Origin of the sequence: Rhizobium lentis, assembly GCF_017352135.1 — a bacterium.
GTDB lineage: Bacteria > Pseudomonadota > Alphaproteobacteria > Rhizobiales > Rhizobiaceae > Rhizobium > Rhizobium lentis.
In genome coordinates this window covers 1221075-1238283 of sequence record NZ_CP071454.1, presented here as the reverse complement: position 1 = coordinate 1238283, position 17209 = coordinate 1221075, and the positions used below count along the sequence as shown (strand labels likewise).

11 protein-coding genes are annotated in these 17209 nt (G+C 61.9%); 4 read left to right on the top strand and 7 right to left on the bottom strand.

All coding sequences use genetic code 11. The features are described from left to right. Nucleotides 1-220 precede the first annotated feature (220 nt). The 4 genes from J0663_RS05960 (at nt 221) to J0663_RS05945 (ending at nt 5456) form a co-directional block, all read left to right on the top strand. On the top strand, nt 221-1474 hold the full coding sequence (locus J0663_RS05960) for a sarcosine oxidase subunit beta family protein (protein ID WP_207243542.1): 1254 nt from the start codon (nt 221-223) through the stop codon (nt 1472-1474). Between the two features lie 109 nt (nt 1475-1583). Next, nucleotides 1584-1925: a sarcosine oxidase subunit delta gene (locus tag J0663_RS05955; RefSeq protein ID WP_207243541.1), complete on the top strand. Its 342-nt coding sequence runs from the start codon at nt 1584-1586 to the stop codon at nt 1923-1925. Continuing rightward, nucleotides 1922-4915, top strand: coding sequence for a sarcosine oxidase subunit alpha (locus J0663_RS05950; RefSeq protein ID WP_207243540.1), 2994 nt, complete (start codon nt 1922-1924; stop codon nt 4913-4915). Before J0663_RS05955 ends, J0663_RS05950 begins: the two co-directional genes overlap by 4 nt. Continuing rightward, nucleotides 4908-5456 (top strand): sarcosine oxidase subunit gamma, encoded by a 549-nt coding sequence (locus J0663_RS05945; RefSeq protein ID WP_207243539.1) that lies wholly within the window; start codon nt 4908-4910, stop codon nt 5454-5456. Before J0663_RS05950 ends, J0663_RS05945 begins: the two co-directional genes overlap by 8 nt. Before the next feature lie 144 nt (nt 5457-5600). On the opposite strand, the gene J0663_RS05940 is transcribed toward J0663_RS05945, so the two are convergent. The 7 genes from J0663_RS05940 to J0663_RS05910 all read right to left on the bottom strand — a co-directional run bounded on the left by J0663_RS05940 (nt 5601) and on the right by J0663_RS05910 (nt 17202). Beyond that, entirely contained in the window at nt 5601-6089 is a 489-nt protein-coding gene (locus J0663_RS05940) for a MaoC family dehydratase (protein WP_207243538.1), read from the bottom strand. Between the two features lie 89 nt (nt 6090-6178). After that, nucleotides 6179-8158 (bottom strand): glycogen debranching protein GlgX, encoded by a 1980-nt coding sequence (glgX, locus tag J0663_RS05935; RefSeq protein WP_207243537.1) that lies wholly within the window; start codon nt 8156-8158, stop codon nt 6179-6181. 12 nt (nt 8159-8170) lie between these two features. After that, complete coding sequence (locus J0663_RS05930) at nt 8171-9802, bottom strand: alpha-D-glucose phosphate-specific phosphoglucomutase (protein ID WP_207243536.1); 1632 nt, start codon at nt 9800-9802, stop codon at nt 8171-8173. Nucleotides 9803-9808: 6 nt separating this feature from the next. Continuing rightward, nucleotides 9809-11251, bottom strand: coding sequence for a glycogen synthase GlgA (glgA, locus tag J0663_RS05925; RefSeq protein WP_207243535.1), 1443 nt, complete (start codon nt 11249-11251; stop codon nt 9809-9811). 3 nt (nt 11252-11254) lie between these two features. Beyond that, nucleotides 11255-12517, bottom strand: a complete 1263-nt coding sequence (gene glgC / locus J0663_RS05920) for a glucose-1-phosphate adenylyltransferase (RefSeq protein WP_207243534.1) — start codon at nt 12515-12517, stop codon at nt 11255-11257. Nucleotides 12518-12535: 18 nt separating this feature from the next. Continuing rightward, on the bottom strand, nt 12536-14743 hold the full coding sequence (glgB, locus tag J0663_RS05915; protein WP_207243533.1) for a 1,4-alpha-glucan branching protein GlgB: 2208 nt from the start codon (nt 14741-14743) through the stop codon (nt 12536-12538). Beyond that, nucleotides 14740-17202 carry a glycogen/starch/alpha-glucan phosphorylase gene (locus J0663_RS05910; protein ID WP_207243532.1) on the bottom strand — a complete coding sequence of 821 codons (2463 nt, stop codon included), beginning with the start codon at nt 17200-17202 and terminating at the stop codon, nt 14740-14742. Before J0663_RS05910 ends, glgB begins: the two co-directional genes overlap by 4 nt. Nucleotides 17203-17209 lie beyond the last annotated feature (7 nt).

Genomic DNA, 17209 nt, shown 5'->3' with positions numbered 1-17209 from the left:
GCCGCCGGTCGTTCGCCTTTTGTGTCACGCCGGTGAACGGCATTCGCCCGAGTTTCGGAAGCGGAGCGCGGGTCTGAGAGACAGTGCGTTTTTCGACATCATGTCGTTCAGTGTCAAAAGCAAAGCTCTCGCGCGTCGCAAAAGAGCCGTTGTGCCGCATTTGGATTTGCGATTTGTATGGGCGCGGAGAATAGTCCTTGCCCGAAGGAGAAGAAGGCGGATGCGGAAATATTCGGTTTTTGCCGTGGCGCGAGAGGCCCTTCGCGGCCACAGAGGTTGGGAGAAGCAGTGGACCTCACCGGAGCCGCGCGCCGAATACGACGTCGTCATCATCGGCGCCGGCGGGCATGGGCTGGGTGCGGCCTATTATCTCGCCAAGGAGCACGGCATCACCAATGTGGCGGTGATCGAAAAGGGCTGGCTCGGCGGCGGCAATACCGGGCGCAACACGACCATCATTCGCTCGAACTATCTCTACGAAGAGAGCATGCACATTTACGAGCATTCCATGAAGCTCTGGGAAGGGCTTTCCCAGGAGCTCAACTACAATGTGATGTATTCGCCGCGCGGCGTTATGATGCTCTCGCACAATATTCACGACCAGCAGTCCTTCAAGCGGCATATCCACGCCAACCGGCTCTACGGCATCGACAATGAATGGCTGACGCCGGAGCAGGCGAAGGCCTATTGTCCGCCGCTCGATATTTCGGCCAGCGCGCGCTATCCGATCAACGGTGCGGCGCTGCAGCGGCGCGGCGGCACGGCGAGGCACGATGCGGTGGCCTGGGGCTATGCGCGGGCGGCCTCCGATCGCGGTGTGCACATCATCCAGAACTGCGAAGTGACGGGCATCCGGCGCGGTGCGGACGGACGGGTGATCGGCGTCGAAACCTCGCGTGGCTTCATCGGCGCCAGAAAAGTCGCCGTGTCGGCGGCCGGTCATACGTCGACAATCACGAAGATGGCTGATGTGCGCGTGCCACTGCAGTCGAGCCCGCTGCAGGCGCTGGTCTCCGAGCCGCTAAAGCCGATCTTCCCCTGCGTCGTCATGTCGAACACGGTGCATGCCTATATCTCCCAATCCGACAAGGGCGAGCTCGTCATCGGCGCCGGCACCGACCAGTACAATTCCTATTCACAGACGGGCGGATTGCAGATCATTACCCACACGCTCGACGCGATCTGTGAACTCTTCCCGATGTTCCGTCGCGTCAAGATGATGCGGCAATGGGGCGGCATCGTCGATAATACGCCGGATCGCTCGGCGATTCAGTCGAAGACGCCGGTTCCCGGACTTTACATCAATTGCGGCTGGGGCACCGGCGGCTTCAAGGCAACGCCGGGCTCGGCCAATCTTTTTGCGCATCTGATCGCTCGCGATGAACCGCACAAGTTCAACGCCGGCCTGACGCTGGACCGCTTCCGCAGCGGCCGGTTGATCGATGAGGCGGCGGCTGCGGCGGTGGCGCACTGACGATGAACCCGTTTGTCCGGATGCTCGCTTCTTTTGTCGCTCACCCCCTCATCCGCCTTTCAGGCACCTTCTCACCGCTGGGGAGAAGGGGAGGAGAAGGAAATCCCACATGCTGCTGATCCATTGCCCTTACTGCCAGGAAGAGCGCTCGGAGCTCGAATTCCGCGGCGCGGGTGACGCGCATATCGCGCGACCCACAGACATCGCCTCGATCTCGGATGAGGAATTCGAAGCTTACTTCTTTCTGCGCGACAATCCGAAGGGCCTGATCTTCGAACGCTGGCGGCATATTCACGGCTGTGGCCGCTTCTTCAATGCGGTGCGCGATACGGTGAGCGACAAGTTCATCATGACTTACAAGGCGGGTGAGCCGAAGCCGCGGGTCGGTGCTGAGGCTGAGCAGCACGCGCCTGTCGAGACATATGAAGCCGTGGAAGGAGAGGCGCAATGAGCGGCGCACATCGTATCGTCGGCAAGGGGCGTCTGACGCCCGCCAAGACCGCGCGTTTCAGCTTCGACGGCAAGAGCTACACGGCGCTCGAAGGCGATACCGTCGCCTCGGCGCTGATCGCCAACGGCATTCATCTCGTCGGCCGTTCGTTCAAATATCATCGGGCTCGCGGTATTCTGTCTGCGGGTGCCGAGGAGCCGAACGCGCTGATCGACGTCGCCCGCGACAAGGCGCGCAAGCAGCCGAACGTGCGCGCCACGGTGCAGGAAATCTTCGACGGCATGATCGTGGAGTCGCAGAACCGATGGCCTTCGCTTGCCTACGACGTCGGTGCGGTCAACAACCTGATGTCGCCGTTCTTCGCCGCCGGCTTCTACTACAAGACCTTCATGTGGCCGCGCGCCGCTTGGAAACATGTCTATGAACCGCTCATTCGTCGCGCAGCCGGCCTCGGTGTCGCGCCGACGGAGGAGGATCCGGACCGTTATGCCAGCCGCTATGCCCATTGCGACGTGCTGGTCGTCGGCGCCGGCGTTGCCGGGCTTTCGGCGGCGCTCGCCGCGGCCGAAACCGGCGCGAAAGTGATCCTCTGCGACGAGCAGGCGGAAGCAGGCGGGGCGTTGCGTTACGACGCCGGCGTGAAGATTGACGGACAGGATGGTTATGCCTGGGCGCAGAAAGCCGTGGCGCGGCTGAAGGCGATGGACAATGTCAAGGTGCTGATCCGCACGACCGCCTTCGGCTACTACAACCACAATTTCGTCGGTCTCGCCGAGCGCGTCACCGATCACGTCGCCAAGCCTTCCCACGATCTGCCGCGCGAGCGGTTGTGGCAGGTCCGGGCCAAGCGGGTGATCCTCGCCACCGGCGCAATCGAACGACACATGGTGTTTCCGAACAACGACCGGCCCGGCATCATGCTCGCCTCGGCGGGGCGGATGTACCTCAATCATTATGGTGTCGCCATCGGGACCAATGTCGGCATCTACACGGCGCATGACTCGGCCTATGAAGCGGCTTTCGATCTCAAGCGGGCCGGTGTTTCGATCGCTGCCATCGTCGATTGCAGGCAGGCGCCGGGAGCGGCGGTGCTGGCAGAGGCGCGTGCGCTCGGCATCGATGTTCTCACGGGTCAGTCGGTCGTCAACACGGCTGGGCGACTGCGCATCTCGTCGATGACGGTGGCGCGCAACGGCGGCGGTTCGCCGCGCAAGATTGCGGTCGATGCGCTGCTGGTTTCCGCCGGCTGGACGCCGTCGGTCCATCTGTTCTCGCAATCGCGCGGCAAGGTGGCCTTCGACGCTGAAAGCCAGCGCTTCCTGCCCGGCACCTATGCGCAGGACTGCCTCTCCGTCGGCGCCTGCAATGGCACCGACGACCTGCAGCGAACGGTCGAGGAATCGCTTGCCGCCGGCGAGCTGGTGGCAAAGGCCACCGGCAAGAGCGGCGGCGGCAAGATCACGATCTCGGCCGAACAGCCCTATGACTGGACCGGCGGAATGATCGGAGCTGCCGAAGGCGCCGGGCCGAAGGCCAATGCCAAGGCCTTCATCGATTTCCAGCATGACGTCTGTGCCAAGGATATCCGCCTTGCCGTGCGCGAGGGCATGCACTCGATCGAGCATATCAAGCGGTTTACGACCAACGGCATGGCCTCGGACCAGGGCAAGCTTTCCAACATGCACGGCCTGGCGATCGCCGCCGAAATGCTTGGCAAGGAAATCCCTAGGGTCGGTCTGACGACCTTCCGCGCGCCCTACACGCCGGTAACCTACGGTACGCTCATCGGCCATTCGCGTGGAAAGCTGTTCGACCCGACACGCAAGACTTCGCTGCACGACTGGGAAGAAGCCCATGGCGCTGTCTTCGAAGACGTCGGCAACTGGAAGCGCGCCTGGTTCTATCCGCGTTCGGGCGAGAATATGCATCAGGCGGTCGCGCGCGAATGCCGAACGGCACGCGAGTCGGCAGGTATCTTCGATGCCTCGACGCTCGGCAAGATCGAGGTGGTGGGCCCGGATGCGGCGAAATTCCTCAATCTCATCTACACCAATGCCTGGGATACGCTGAAGCCCGGCAAGGCCCGCTACGGCATCATGACCCGCGAGGACGGCTTCGTTTATGACGACGGTGTTGTCGGTCGCCTGGCGGAGGATCGTTTCCATGTGACGACGACGACAGGCGGCGCGCCGCGTGTCCTCCACCATATGGAAGATTACCTGCAGACGGAATTCCCCGACCTTAAGGTATGGCTGACCTCGGTGACCGAACAATGGGCTGTCATTGCCGTACAGGGACCGAAGGCGCGCGAGATCGTTGCGCCGCTGGTCGAGGGCGTCGACCTTTCGAACGAGGCCTTCCCGCATATGAGCGTTGCCGAGTGCACGGTCTGCGGTGTACCGGCGCGGCTCTTCCGGGTCTCCTTCACCGGCGAAATCGGCTTCGAAATCAACGTGCCGGCCGATTACGGCCAGTCGGTGCTCGAAGCGGTCTGGGCCAATGCCGAACCCCTCGGGGCGTGCGTCTACGGCACCGAGACCATGCACGTCCTTCGCGCCGAGAAGGGCTATATCATTGTCGGCCAGGACACGGACGGAACAGTGACTCCTGACGACGCGGGCGTTGCCTGGGCGGTTTCGAAGAAGAAGAAGGACTTCGTCGGCATCCGCGGGTTGCAGCGGCCGGACCTCGTCAAGGAGGGGCGCAAGCAGCTTGTCGGCCTCGTCACCAAGGACCCGAACCTTGTGCTTGAGGAAGGCGCGCAGATCGTCGCGAGCCCGAACGAGCCGAAGCCCATGACGATGCTCGGCCATGTCACATCGGCCTACTGGTCGGAAAACTGCGGCAGGTCGATCGCCTTCGCATTGGTCACCGGCGGCCGGGCGCGGATGGGCGAAACGCTGTATGTACCGATGCCGGACCGGACGATCGCCGTCGAAGTGACGGATCTGGTGTTCTTTGACAAGGAAGGAGGCCGCATCCATGGCTGATGTCGCAATTCGCAAGCCGGCACTGGCCGGCCGTCTCGGCGGCTCCGCCACTGTGCGCTTGGCAGTCGCATCGCCCGCAAGCCGCGTGGCACTGCGCGCGCCGGCAGGATCGCTCGCAGCACTTTCTCTGGCTCTCGGTCTGTCTGTGCCAACCACTCCGAAGACGTCCGGCCGCGCAGGTGTGCGTTCGGCGCTCTGGCTAGGACCGGACGAGTGGCTGTTGATCGATGAGGCCGGCGGCGATCTGATGGCGGCATGTTCCAGCGCCGGCGCGCTGCATTCGGCGACAGATGTCTCCCACCGCAACGTGGCGGTCATCGTTTCAGGGCCGGGTGCGGAAACCACACTTTCCGCCGGCTGCCCGCAGGACCTGTCTCTGTCTTCCTTCCCGGTCGGCGCCGCCTCGCGCACCATTTTCGGCAAGGCGGAGATCGTGCTTCTCCGCACGGAAGAAGATACGTTCCGCGTAGAGTGCTGGCGGTCGTTTTCCGACTACGTCTTCGGGCTGTTGGCTGAGGCGGCGGAAGATGCCGGACATTGAGGCTTTCAAGCCGGCTGCTTAGAACCAAACGAGATTTTCAGGGCCGCAAATGACAGTTGCGGCCCATTTCGCGCGTAAGTATGGCATCATGCTGGATGCGGCGAAGCCGTCATCAGTCGGGGCGTGTAAGAACGCGGCTCTTGCCTAAACGTCATCCGGCCGGTCCTTCGAGTCGAACTGAATGATGGTGATCCACCTTGCCGTCAGCGCGGGCTTCTTCTCGTTTTCGATTTCGATCGTCACGTCGTAGGTGGTCATCAGCATGCCGCCGCCGCGGAAGCGGGCGTCGGAAAGCAGGAAGCGACCGCGCACACGGGCGCCGCTCCTGACGGGCGTCATGAAGCGAACGCGATCGAAACCGTAGTTGATGCCCATGGTCTGCTCGCGCACTTTCGGCAGGCAGTTGTAGTTCATCGCCGACAGCAGCGACAAGGTCAGAAAACCATGGGCGATGGTGCCGCCGAAGGGGCTTTCGGCGGCGGCGCGCTCAGGATCGACATGAATGAACTGATGGTCGTCGGTGGCCCCCGCAAAGGCGTCGATCATCGCCTGATCGACAGTGATCCAATCCGATAGGCCGGTTTCCATGCCGATCAATCCCCGCACGTCGGAGAGTGAAATTTCCGTGACCATGAATTCCTCGTGAGAAAAGCCGCCGGGCCAAGCCTTATCGTGCATTTATGACGATTGCGATAAGGATTTGCGTGCGTGGGGAAAGGCAGTCATTTTTCTACGAAAAAGGCGACGGAGCGTGGCTCGACGGTCACGCTGGCGCCAGCCTTCTTCGCTCCTTCCGGCGTCAGTTGGCGCCAGCCAGGCTCGTTTTCCGAGGGGAGCGTAAAGAGCTGGCGGCTTTCCGAACGATTGAAGAGCACGGCAAGCCGGGTCTGCCTGCCCCTGAAGGCTTGGTCTGCAGTCGCCAGCAGCATGCCGAGGGTCGAGAGTGACGGTGTCTCCCAGTCGGCGACGGTCATTGGTTCGCCCGAAAGCGAGATCCATTCGACGTCGCCGTTTCCCGATAGAAAGCTCGTTTCCGAAAAGACAGTGAAGCGACGGCGCAGCCCCGCCACGAATGCGGTATGGGCGATGAGATCCTCGTTCAGCGCCTTCCAGTCCAGCCAGGTGATCCCGTTGTCCTGACAATAGGCGTTGTTGTTGCCATGCTGGCTGCGGCCACCCTCGTCGCCGGCCGTCAGCATGATGCTGCCGCGCGTGGCAAAGAGCGTGGAAATGAGCGCCATTACGTCGTTTGTCCGGCGCTTGCGGATCGTGGGATAGAGGGTTTCGCCTTCGACGCCGTTGTTCCAGGAGTGGTTCTCGTTGTGGCCGTCACGATTTTGCTCGCCGTTGGCATCATTGTGCTTGCCGGCGTAGGAAACGAGGTCGATCAGCGTGAAGCCGTCATGGGCGGCGAGGAAATTGACGCTGCGCGTCTGATTTCCATCGTTGCGGGAGAAAATGTCGGAGGAACCGGCAAGCGCCGTCGCCAGCGACCCCGTCTTCCATTGGTCACCGCGCCAGTAGCAGCGCAGATCGTCGCGAACCCGGTCGTTCCATTCGAGGAAGGGACTGGGGAAATTGCCGAGCTGGTAGCCGCCGGGGCCGATATCCCAGGGTTCGGCGATCATGATCCGATCGGTAAGCACGTCGTCTGTCAAGATCGCGGCGAGCGTTCCGTCATCACGCTGGAAGCCCGTCGCGGTGCGGCCGAGGACCGGGGCGAGATCGAAGCGAAAACCGTCGACGCCCGCATTGAGCACGAAGTGCCGCAGGCTGTCGATGACGAGGCGCCTGACCTCAGGATGATCGCAGGCGATAGTGTTGCCGGTGCCCGTGTCGTTGACGAGTTCGCCAGGGTTATTCTGGACGTGGCGATAGTAATGCAGGTTGTCGAGGCCGCGCAGCGACAGCGTCGTGCCATAGCGGTCGCTTTCGCCGGTATGGTTGAAGACGAGATCGAGGATGACGGCGATTCCTTCGGCATGCAGGGCGGCAACCGTTTCGCGCAGCTCCGTCACACCGCCGGGTACAATCCTTGGATCGAGAGCCATGAAGGCGACGGGATTGTAGCCCCAGCCGTTGGTGAGCCCGAGCGGCGGCAGGTGGCGTTCGTCGATCCAGGCGGTGATCGGCATCAGTTCGACGGCGTCGACCCCGATCCGCCTCAGATGGGCGATGACGGCGGGATGGGCAAGCGCTGCAACCGTGCCGCGCTGGGCCTCCGGTACGTCGGGATGGAGAATGGTGAAGGCCCGCACGGCCACCTCGTAGATGAAGCCGCCCGGTTTGAAGAGCGGCTTGCCGATGGCGGCGCGCGTATCGGACGTGACGATCGCCTTCGGCATCAGGTCCTGGCTGTCCTCGCCATAGATGCCGAGGCGGGGATCGTAGCGGAACGGCCGGTCGATCTGCTTGGCGTAGGGGTCGATCAGCAGTTTCGAGGGATCGAACCAGAGGCCGTTGTCGGGTGCATAGATGCCATCGGCGCGATAGCCGTAGCGAGCCCCCTGCTTCAGCCCGTCGACGAACAGACGATGGAAATGATGGCTGTCGCGCGCCATCGGCAGGCGCGCGAATTCTCTGTCGCCGTCTTCTTCGAAGAGGCAGAGTTCGATCTGCGCGGCATGATGCGACCATACGGCGAATTCGACCCCGGATTCGAAAACGGTCGCGCCGCCTTGCGCCGAACTTTTTCCCCGCATGCTCCCCCCGGATCAGGTGATCACGGTTGGCTCATCGCGCCCCGTGCGGTCACGAATGCTGGCAACGCTTTCGGCCGCCGCGATCAGATCGGCGAGCGCTTCCTGCGTTTCGATATTGTGGCGAGTCGAATCCGGCTCGTAGCGCTCGATATAGACGCGCAAGGTTGCGCCAGACGTGCCGGTGCCGGAGAGACGGAAGACGACGCGGGAGCCGCCCTCGAAGAGCACGCGGATGCCCTGATGCTCGCTCACCGATTTATCGATCGGATCGTGATAGGCAAAGTCGTCGGCCTTCTCGACCTTGAGGCTGCCGAAGCTCTTGCCGGGCAGGGTGGAAAGCTGGCTGCGGAGATTGTCCATCAATCCGTTCGCCGCATCGGTGTCGAGGCCTTCATAGTCGTGACGCGAATAGTAATTGCGGCCATAGGTCTGCCAGTGCTGGGTGACGATGTCGGCGACACTTTCGCCGCGCACGGCAAGAATATTCAGCCACAGCAGCACCGCCCAGAGACCGTCCTTCTCACGGACGTGATTGGAGCCGGTGCCGGAGCTTTCCTCACCGCAGATCGTCGCCATGCCGGCGTCGAGCAGGTTACCGAAGAATTTCCAGCCGGTCGGCGTCTCATACATGCCGATGCCGCGTTTTTCGGCGACGCGGTCGGCGGCACCCGATGTCGGCATCGAACGGGCTATGCCGGCGAGGCCGCCGGAATAGCCGGGTGCGAGATTGGCGTTGGCGGCAAGGATGGCCAAGCTGTCGGAAGGAGTGACGAAGATGCCGCGGCCGATAATGAGATTGCGGTCGCCGTCGCCATCGGATGCGGCGCCGAAATCGGGTGCATCGTCGCTCATCATCTCGTCAAAGAGTTCTTTGCAATGAACCGGGTTCGGATCGGGGTGATGGCCGCCGAAATCCGGCAGCGGCATGAAATTGCGAACCGATCCCGAGGGGGCGCCAAGGCGATTTTCGAAGATTTCCTTGGCATAGGGGCCGGTGACGGCGCTCATCCCATCGAAGGCGATGCGAAAGCCGAGGCTGATCAGATTGCGGATAGCGCCGAAATCGAACAGTTCTTCCATCAGCGCGGCATAGTCCTCGACCGGATCGATGACCGAGAGGATCATGCCGCCCGGAAGCTCGTCCTTGCCGATCCGGTCGAGATTGACGTCAGCGAAATCGGCGATCTTGTAGCTGTCGATCGTCTTCGAGCGGGCGTAGATCGCGTCGGTGATCTTTTCCGGCGCCGGGCCGCCATTGTTGATGTTGTACTTGATGCCGAAGTCTTCGGTCGGGCCGCCGGGATTGTGGCTGGCGGAGAGAATGATGCCGCCGAAGGCCTTGTATTTGCGGATGATGTGGGACGCGGCCGGCGTCGACAGGATGCCGCCCTTGCCGACCATGACCTTGCCGAAGCCGTTGGCGGCGGCCATCTTGACCGCCTTCTGGATGACTTCGCGATTGTAGTAGCGTCCGTCGCCGCCAATGACGAGGCACTTGCCCTGATAGCCTTCCAGCGAATCGAAGATCGACTGGATGAAGTTCTCCGCATAGTTCGGCTGCTGAAAGACCGGAACCTTCTTGCGCAGGCCCGATGTGCCGGGCTTCTGGTCCAGGTAGGGCGTGGTGGGTACGGACTTGATCATTTTAGGTCACATGCCTTTCGAGACGAGGCTTGAATAGAGGGCAGCGTAGCGTTCGGCGCTCTTCTCCCAGGAAACATCCGATTTCATGCCCTGCTTTTGCAATTGGGTCCAGAGTTTTCGGTCCGCGTAAAAATGCATCGCACGGCGGATTGCCTGTAGCATGCCCGTTTCTGTCACGGGTGAGAATTGTATGCCGGTCGCCACTTTCGCCGCAAGTGCGGCGTGATTTGCGTCGATCACCGTATCGTTCAATCCACCGGTGCGGGCGACGATCGGTACACAGCCGTAGCGCAGACCGTAAAGCTGGGTGAGCCCGCAAGGTTCGAAGCGCGAGGGAATGATGATCGCGTCGCAACCGGCCTGCATCAGGTGCGACATCGGCTCGTTGTAGCCGATCGAGACCCCGATGCGGCCGGGATGGCGGCTGGCCGAGGCGAGCAACGCGCCTTCAAGGGCGGCTTCGCCTGAGCCGAGCACGACGAGCTTGCCGCCCATGGCGACGATCTCGTCGGCGACGTTGGCGACGATATCCATGCCCTTCTGCCAGGTGAGACGGCTGATAACGCAGAAGATCGGCGCATCGTCATTGTCGAGATGGAAGAACTCGGCGATCGAGCGGCGGTTTTCTTCGCGGTTCTTCAGGGTCGCCGGGCCATAATGTGTGTGGACGACGGGATCGGTAGCCGGATTCCAGACATCGGTGTCGATGCCGTTGACGATGCCGTGCAGATGATCGATGCGGGTGGCGATGACGCCTTCGAGCCCCATGCCGAATTCCGGCGTCAGGATCTCATCGGCGTAGGTGGGGCTGACTGTGGTGACCGCATGCGATGTTTGCAGACCGCCCTTGAGGAAGCCGACAGTGCCGTAATATTCGATGCCGTCGACGGCGAAGGCGTGACCCGGCAGGCGCAGACCGGGGAAGATCTCGGCGCCGAACTGGCCCTGGAAGGCGATGTTGTGGATCGTCAGCACGCTCGGCAATTCCGGCGTCGGATAATAGCGCATATAGACCGTTGTCAGCGCCGCCTGCCAGTCGTGGGTGTGGACGAGATCCGGCCGCCAACCGGGGAGAAGGCCGGCGGCGATCTCGGAAGCGGCGAGCGACAGAGCGGCGAAACGGCGCCAATTGTCGGGATAATCCTTGCCGAGCGGATCGAGATAGGGGCCGCCCGGCCTGTCGTAATAGGCAGGTGCATCGAGGACGAGCAGATCGAGGCCCTCGTGCTCGACCTCGAGCACGGTCGCCCGCTCACCGAGCAGGTCCGGGAATTCAAGCCGGATGACGGGGTCGCGAATGACCTTCATGACGGCGGGGTAGCCGGGCAGAAGGGTCTTGGTCTCGACCCCGAAGGCTTTCAGTGCAATCGGCAGGGCGCCGGACACATCGGCCAGGCCCCCTGTCTTGATCAAAGGGAAGACTTCGGACGAAACCGAAAGAACTTTCATACGTCAGATATCCAGCTTGTCGATCATCGGTTGCGTGATCAGGCAGACGCCGCTTTCCGTTCGCCGGAAGCGCTTGGCGTCGAGCTCGGCATCCTCACCAACGACGAGGCCTTCCGGAATGACGACACCATGATCGATCACCACATTCTTGAGCTGCGCGCGCCGTCCAATCTTCACGTTCGGCAGGATGACCGCTCCTTCCAGCTTGGAAAAGGAGTTGGCCCTGACACCGGTGAAAAGCAGGCTCTTATTGAGGCTGGCGCCCGAGATGATGCAATCGCCTGACACAACGGAGGAGGTGGCCGAGCCGCGGCGATCTTCGTCATCATGGACGAATTTCGCCGGCGGCGTGATCTCGGCATAGGTCCAGATCGGCCAGGACTTATCGTAGATATCGAGCTCCGGCACGATCGCCGTCAGGTCGATATTGGCCTGCCAATAGGCGTCGATCGTGCCGACGTCGCGCCAGTAGGGCTCGTGCTCGAAGTCAGAACGGACGCAGGACTTGGCGAAGCGGTGGGCGACCGCCTTACCGTTCTTGACGATATAAGGGATGATGTCCTTGCCGAAATCGCGGCTCGAGGTCGGGTCGGCGGCGTCCCGGCGCAACGCATCGAGCAGGAATTTCGTGTGGAAGACGTAGATGCCCATCGAGGCGAGCGCGAAATCCGGCTTGTCGGGAATGCCGGGCGGATCGGCCGGCTTTTCGATGAAGGCGAAGATCTCGTCCTTGTCGTTGACATGCATGACCCCGAAGCCGGTCGCTTCCATGCGCGGCACTTCCAGGCAGCCGATCGTCACGTCCGCGCCGGAATCGACATGCTGCTGGAGCATGTATTCGTAATCCATCTTGTAGACATGGTCGCCGGCGAGGATGACCATGTATTCGACGCCGTAATCCTCGATGATATCGATGTTCTGATAAACGGCGTCGGCGGTGCCTTCATACCACTGCGTTTCGGAAACGCGTTGCGAGGCGGGCAGGATGTCGAAGCTTTCGTTTCGCTCGGGGCGGAAGAAGTTCCAGCCGCGCTGCATGTGGCGGATCAGTGAATGCGCCTTGTATTGCGTCGCGACTCCGATGCGGCGAATACCCGAGTTCAGAGCGTTCGACAGCGCGAAATCGATAATGCGGGCCTTGCCGCCGAAATAGACCGCGGGCTTGGCACGCCGGTCGGTGAGTTCCTTCAGACGACTCCCCCTGCCGCCCGCCAGAACATAGGCCATTGCATCGCGGGCAAGTGGCTGAATACGCTTTTCTACCATTTTCTCCTCCCACCAGTCTTAATTTTCGGGTTCAAGCATGATCGTTGCCAAGGGCGGCAGCGTAATCGAGCAGGTGATGTTGCCGCCGGCATCGACGGCCTGCACGCGCCCGCCATTGCCCTTGCCGCTGCCGCCATAGATGTCGGCATCGGTATTCAGAATTTCCCGCCAGCGGCCTGCGAGGGGCAGGCGCATCAGATAGTTCTCGCGGTAGACGGGAGTAAAGTTGGTGATGACCACGATTGGCTTCTGGCCCGGCGCTTTGCGCTGCCAGGCAAAGACGGAGTTCTCGGCGTCGTCCGCAATCAGCCATTCGAAGCCCTCGCCCTCGCAGTCACGCTCATGCAGGGCGGGCTTGCTGCGATAGGTGAAGTTGAGGTCGCGCACCAGGCGTCGCATGCCCTCGTGCATGCGATATTGAAGCAGGTTCCAGTCGAGCGATTTCGCTTCGCTCCATTCGCTCCATTGGGCGAACTCCTGGCCCATGAACAAGAGCTTCTTGCCGGGATAGCCCCACATGTAAGCGTAGTAGGCGCGCAGATTTGCGAATTTCTGCCAGTCGTCGCCGGGCATTTTGGCGATCAGCGAGCCCTTTCCGTGAACGACCTCGTCATGCGACAGCGGCAGGACGAAGTTTTCCGAATAGGCATAGAGGAGGCCGAAGGTGAGTTCGTTGTGGTGGTGCTTGCGGTGCACCGGATCGCGCTTCATGTAGCTCAGCGTGTCATGCATGAAGCCCATGTTCCATTTGAAACCGAAGCCGAGGCCGCCTTCATGCACGGGTTGCGAGACTTTCGGCCAAGAGGTCGATTCCTCGGCGATGGTCATGACATTGGAATGCTGGCCATAGATACGGATATTGAGGTCCTGTAGAAAGCGGACGGCTTCGAGGTTTTCGTTGCCGCCATATTCATTCGGAATCCATTCGCCGTGTTTGCGGGAATAATCGAGATAGAGCATCGAGGCGACGGCATCGACGCGCAGGCCGTCGAGATGGAATTTTTCGGCCCAATAGAGAGCGTTGTTGACCAGATAGGAAACCACCTCGGTGCGGCCGAAATTATAGATCGCCGTGTTCCAGTCCGGATGGAAGCCCTTGCGCGGGTCTTCGTGCTCGTAGAGCGCCGTGCCGTCAAACCAGCCGAGGCCGTGTTCGTCGGTCGGGAAATGCGCTGGCACCCAGTCGAGAATGACGCCGATGCCGACCTTGTGGCAGCCGTTGACGAAACGGGCGAAGCCTTCCGGCTCGCCGAAGCGGGCGGTCGGCGCATAAAGGCCCGTCGTCTGATAGCCCCAGGAGGGATCGTAGGGATGCTCGGTGATCGGCAGGAATTCGATATGGGTGAAGCCCATGTCGACGCAATAGGGGATGAGGCTGGAGGCCAGTTCGTCCCAGGAGAGCATGGTGCCGTCCTGCCGGCGCTGCCAGGAGCCGGCATGCACCTCATAGATCGAGATCGGCTGGCGACGCTTGTCGGTCTCGCGCCAGTGCTTCAGATGAGCCTCGTCCTCCCAGATCTGCTCCAGCTCGGCAGCGGCGATCGAGGCGGTCTTCGGCCTGAGCTCGCTGCGGCGAGCGAAGGGATCGGCCTTCAGCGGCAGCAATACGCCGTCGTGGCCGCGGATCTCGAATTTGTAGGCGACGCCGAGCGGTATGTCCGGGGCGAAAATTTCCCAGATGCCGCTGTCGGCGCGAAAGCGCATGACGTGGCGGCGGCCGTCCCAATTGTTGAAATCGCCGACGACCGAGACGCGCTGGGCGTTCGGCGCCCAGACGGCGAAGTGAATGCCCTGGGCGCCGTCATGCCTGAGGAGGTGGGCGCCCATCTTGTCGAACAGGCGCAGGTGCGAGCCTTCGCGGGCATAATAATCGTCCATCGGCCCGAGCACTGGACCAAAGCTGTAGGGGTCGGTGACCGCCCATTCGGCATCGCCGCGCCGGGCGCGGTAGCGCACCGGCTGCAGTTTGCTGAGCGAGACCAGGCCGGCGAAGAAGCCGTCGGCGTGAAGCGGTTTCAGTTCGCCGATAATGCCGCCGTCGAGCGTCATGGCGGTCACTTCTTCGGCGCCCGGAATGAAGCACCGGGCAACGAAAGCGTCACCGGCCTGGTGCACCCCTAGGACGGCAAAGGGATTGGAATGCGAGCCGGCAAGGATCGCCGTGATTTCATCTGCCGAAATTTCCCAGGAAAGCTCTACTTCAGGGACAGTTTTCGGCGTTTTCATCCGGCTCTCCAGATTTCGTTTGCATATTGCCTGATCGTGCGGTCGGAGGAGAACCAACCCATCCGTGCCGTATTGTTGATCGTCTTCGTGTACCAGGCGGACTGGTTGGTCCAGATCTGGTCGACGTCGCGCTGGGCCTGGGCATAGGCGTCGAAATCGGCGGCGACCATGAACCAGTCATGCGAATAGATGCCGTCGATCAGCGCCGTGTAGCGATTGCGGTCATCGGGCGAGAAGACGCCCGAGCCGATGGCCGAGAGCGCCTGGGAGAGTTCACGGGACCCCTCGATGATGGCGCGGGGATTGTGGCCGTCGCTGCGGACCTTGGCGACTTCATCGGCCCTAAGGCCGAAGATGACGATATTGTCTTCGCCGACATTGTCGCGCATCTCGACATTGGCGCCGTCGAGCGTGCCGATCGTCAGCGCGCCATTGAGGCCGAACTTCATGTTGCCGGTGCCGGAGGCTTCCATGCCGGCGGTCGAAATCTGCTCGGAAAGGTCGGCGGCGGGAACCATGACCTCGGCGAGCGAGACATTGTAATTGGGCACGAAGACGACCTTCAGCAGTCCGCGCACTGCCGGGTCATTGTTGATGGTGCGGGCGACGTCGTTGATCAGTTTGATGATGAGCTTGGCGTTGTAGTAGCTCGGCGCCGCCTTGCCGGCGAAGAGTTTCACGCGCGGCACCCAGTCCAATTCCGGATGCGAGCGGATCTGGTCGTAGAGGGCAACCGCTTCGATGATGTTCAGAAGCTGGCGTTTGTATTCATGGATGCGCTTGATCTGGATGTCGAACATCGCCGATGGATCGAGCTTCACGCCCATGCGGCTGGCGACGAGATTGGAAAGCGCCACCTTATTGGCCCGCTTGACCGCGGCGAATTTCTGCTGGAAAGTCGGATCGGAAGCATGCGCTTCGAGTGGGCGCAGCTTCTCGGCATCATCCAGGAATTCGTCGCCGATCGCTTCGCGGATCAGACTGGTGAGACCGGGATTGCACTGCTGCAGCCAACGGCGCGGTGTAATGCCGTTGGTCTTGTTGTTGATGCGATCCGGGTAGAGCTTGTGCAGGTCGGCAAATACGGTGACCTTCATCAGATCGGTGTGCAGCGCCGAGACGCCGTTGATCGAGTGCGAGCCGATGAAGGCGAGATTGCCCATGCGCACACGGCGGTCGCCGCTTTCCTCGATCAGCGAGATCGAACGGATTTCGCTGTCGGAGAAATTCTTGCCCTTGCGGGCGTCGAGCAGGATCTTGGCATTGATCGCATAGACGATCTGCATGTGGCGCGGCAGCAGGCGCTCGAAGAGCGGAACCGGCCAGCTTTCCAACGCCTCGGGCAGAAGCGTGTGGTTGGTGTAGGAAAAGGTGCGGCGGGTGATATCCCAGGCCTGGTCGAAATCCAGGCCGTGCACGTCGCAGAGCAGGCGCACCAGTTCCGCGACCGAGACGGCCGGATGGGTGTCGTTCAGCTGGATCGCCACCTTGTCCGGCAGCGAGGTGAAATCGTCATATTGCTGCAGGTGGCGGCGCAGGATGTCCTGCAGCGAGGCCGACGAAAAGAAGAATTCCTGGCGCAGCCGCAGTTCCTGACCGGCGGGCGTGGCGTCGGCGGGGTAGAGGACGCGGGTCAAGCTTTCGGCCTTGTTGCTTTCGCGCAGCGCCCCGATGTGATCGCCGGCGTTGAAGGCATCGAGCAGGATCGGATCGATCGGCTGCGCCGACCAGAGACGCAGCGTGTTGACGCGTTTTCCCCGCCAACCGACGACCGGGGTGTCGAAGGCGGCAGCGATGACGCGCTCGGCCGGTTTCCAGACGTAGCGCGGCTGGTCATCGTGGGTGGTGATGAATTCGACAGAGCCGCCGAAGCCGATTTCATAGGCGCTCTCGCGCCGTTCGAACTCCCAGGGATTGCCATGGGCGAGCCAGTTCTCGGGCAGCTCCACCTGCCAGCCATCGGCCAGCTGCTGGCGGAAGAGGCCGTGGACATAGCGGATGCCGTAGCCGTAGGCCGGAACGTCGACCGTCGCCATGCTTTCCATGAAGCAGGCGGCCAGACGCCCGAGGCCGCCATTGCCGAGTGCCGCATCCGGCTCGAGGCCGGCGATGACGTTGACGTCGACGCCGAGGGAGGCGAGCGCATCGCGAACCTGTTCCATCAGGCCGAGGTTGGAGACGGCATCGCGCATCAGGCGGCCGATCAGGAACTCGAGAGAAAGATAATAGACGCGCTTGGCACCTGTCGCATAGACCTCGCGGGTGGAAGCCATCCACTTGTCGATGATACGGTCGCGCACCACCAGGATCGTCGCTGTCAGCCAATCATGCGGCTTTGCCACCTTGGCATCCTTGCCGATGCGGTAGGTCAGGCGTTCGATGATTTCTTCGGCGAGAATTTCCGGCCTTGAGCTGCGGGGAGCGGGAGAGGGGATAACCGGCTTGGATACGGTATTCATGGTCAGA

Coding starts and splice junctions, on each gene's coding strand:
- J0663_RS05960 (WP_207243542.1), top strand. CDS start 221: ATGCGGAAATATTCGGTTTTTGCCGTGGCGCGAGAGGCCCTTCGCGGC.
- J0663_RS05955 (WP_207243541.1), top strand. CDS start 1,584: ATGCTGCTGATCCATTGCCCTTACTGCCAGGAAGAGCGCTCGGAGCTC.
- J0663_RS05950 (WP_207243540.1), top strand. CDS start 1,922: ATGAGCGGCGCACATCGTATCGTCGGCAAGGGGCGTCTGACGCCCGCC.
- J0663_RS05945 (WP_207243539.1), top strand. CDS start 4,908: ATGGCTGATGTCGCAATTCGCAAGCCGGCACTGGCCGGCCGTCTCGGC.
- J0663_RS05940 (WP_207243538.1), bottom strand. CDS start 6,089: ATGGTCACGGAAATTTCACTCTCCGACGTGCGGGGATTGATCGGCATG.
- glgX (WP_207243537.1), bottom strand. CDS start 8,158: ATGCGGGGAAAAAGTTCGGCGCAAGGCGGCGCGACCGTTTTCGAATCC.
- J0663_RS05930 (WP_207243536.1), bottom strand. CDS start 9,802: ATGATCAAGTCCGTACCCACCACGCCCTACCTGGACCAGAAGCCCGGC.
- glgA (WP_207243535.1), bottom strand. CDS start 11,251: ATGAAAGTTCTTTCGGTTTCGTCCGAAGTCTTCCCTTTGATCAAGACA.
- glgC (WP_207243534.1), bottom strand. CDS start 12,517: ATGGTAGAAAAGCGTATTCAGCCACTTGCCCGCGATGCAATGGCCTAT.
- glgB (WP_207243533.1), bottom strand. CDS start 14,743: ATGAAAACGCCGAAAACTGTCCCTGAAGTAGAGCTTTCCTGGGAAATT.
- J0663_RS05910 (WP_207243532.1), bottom strand. CDS start 17,202: ATGAATACCGTATCCAAGCCGGTTATCCCCTCTCCCGCTCCCCGCAGC.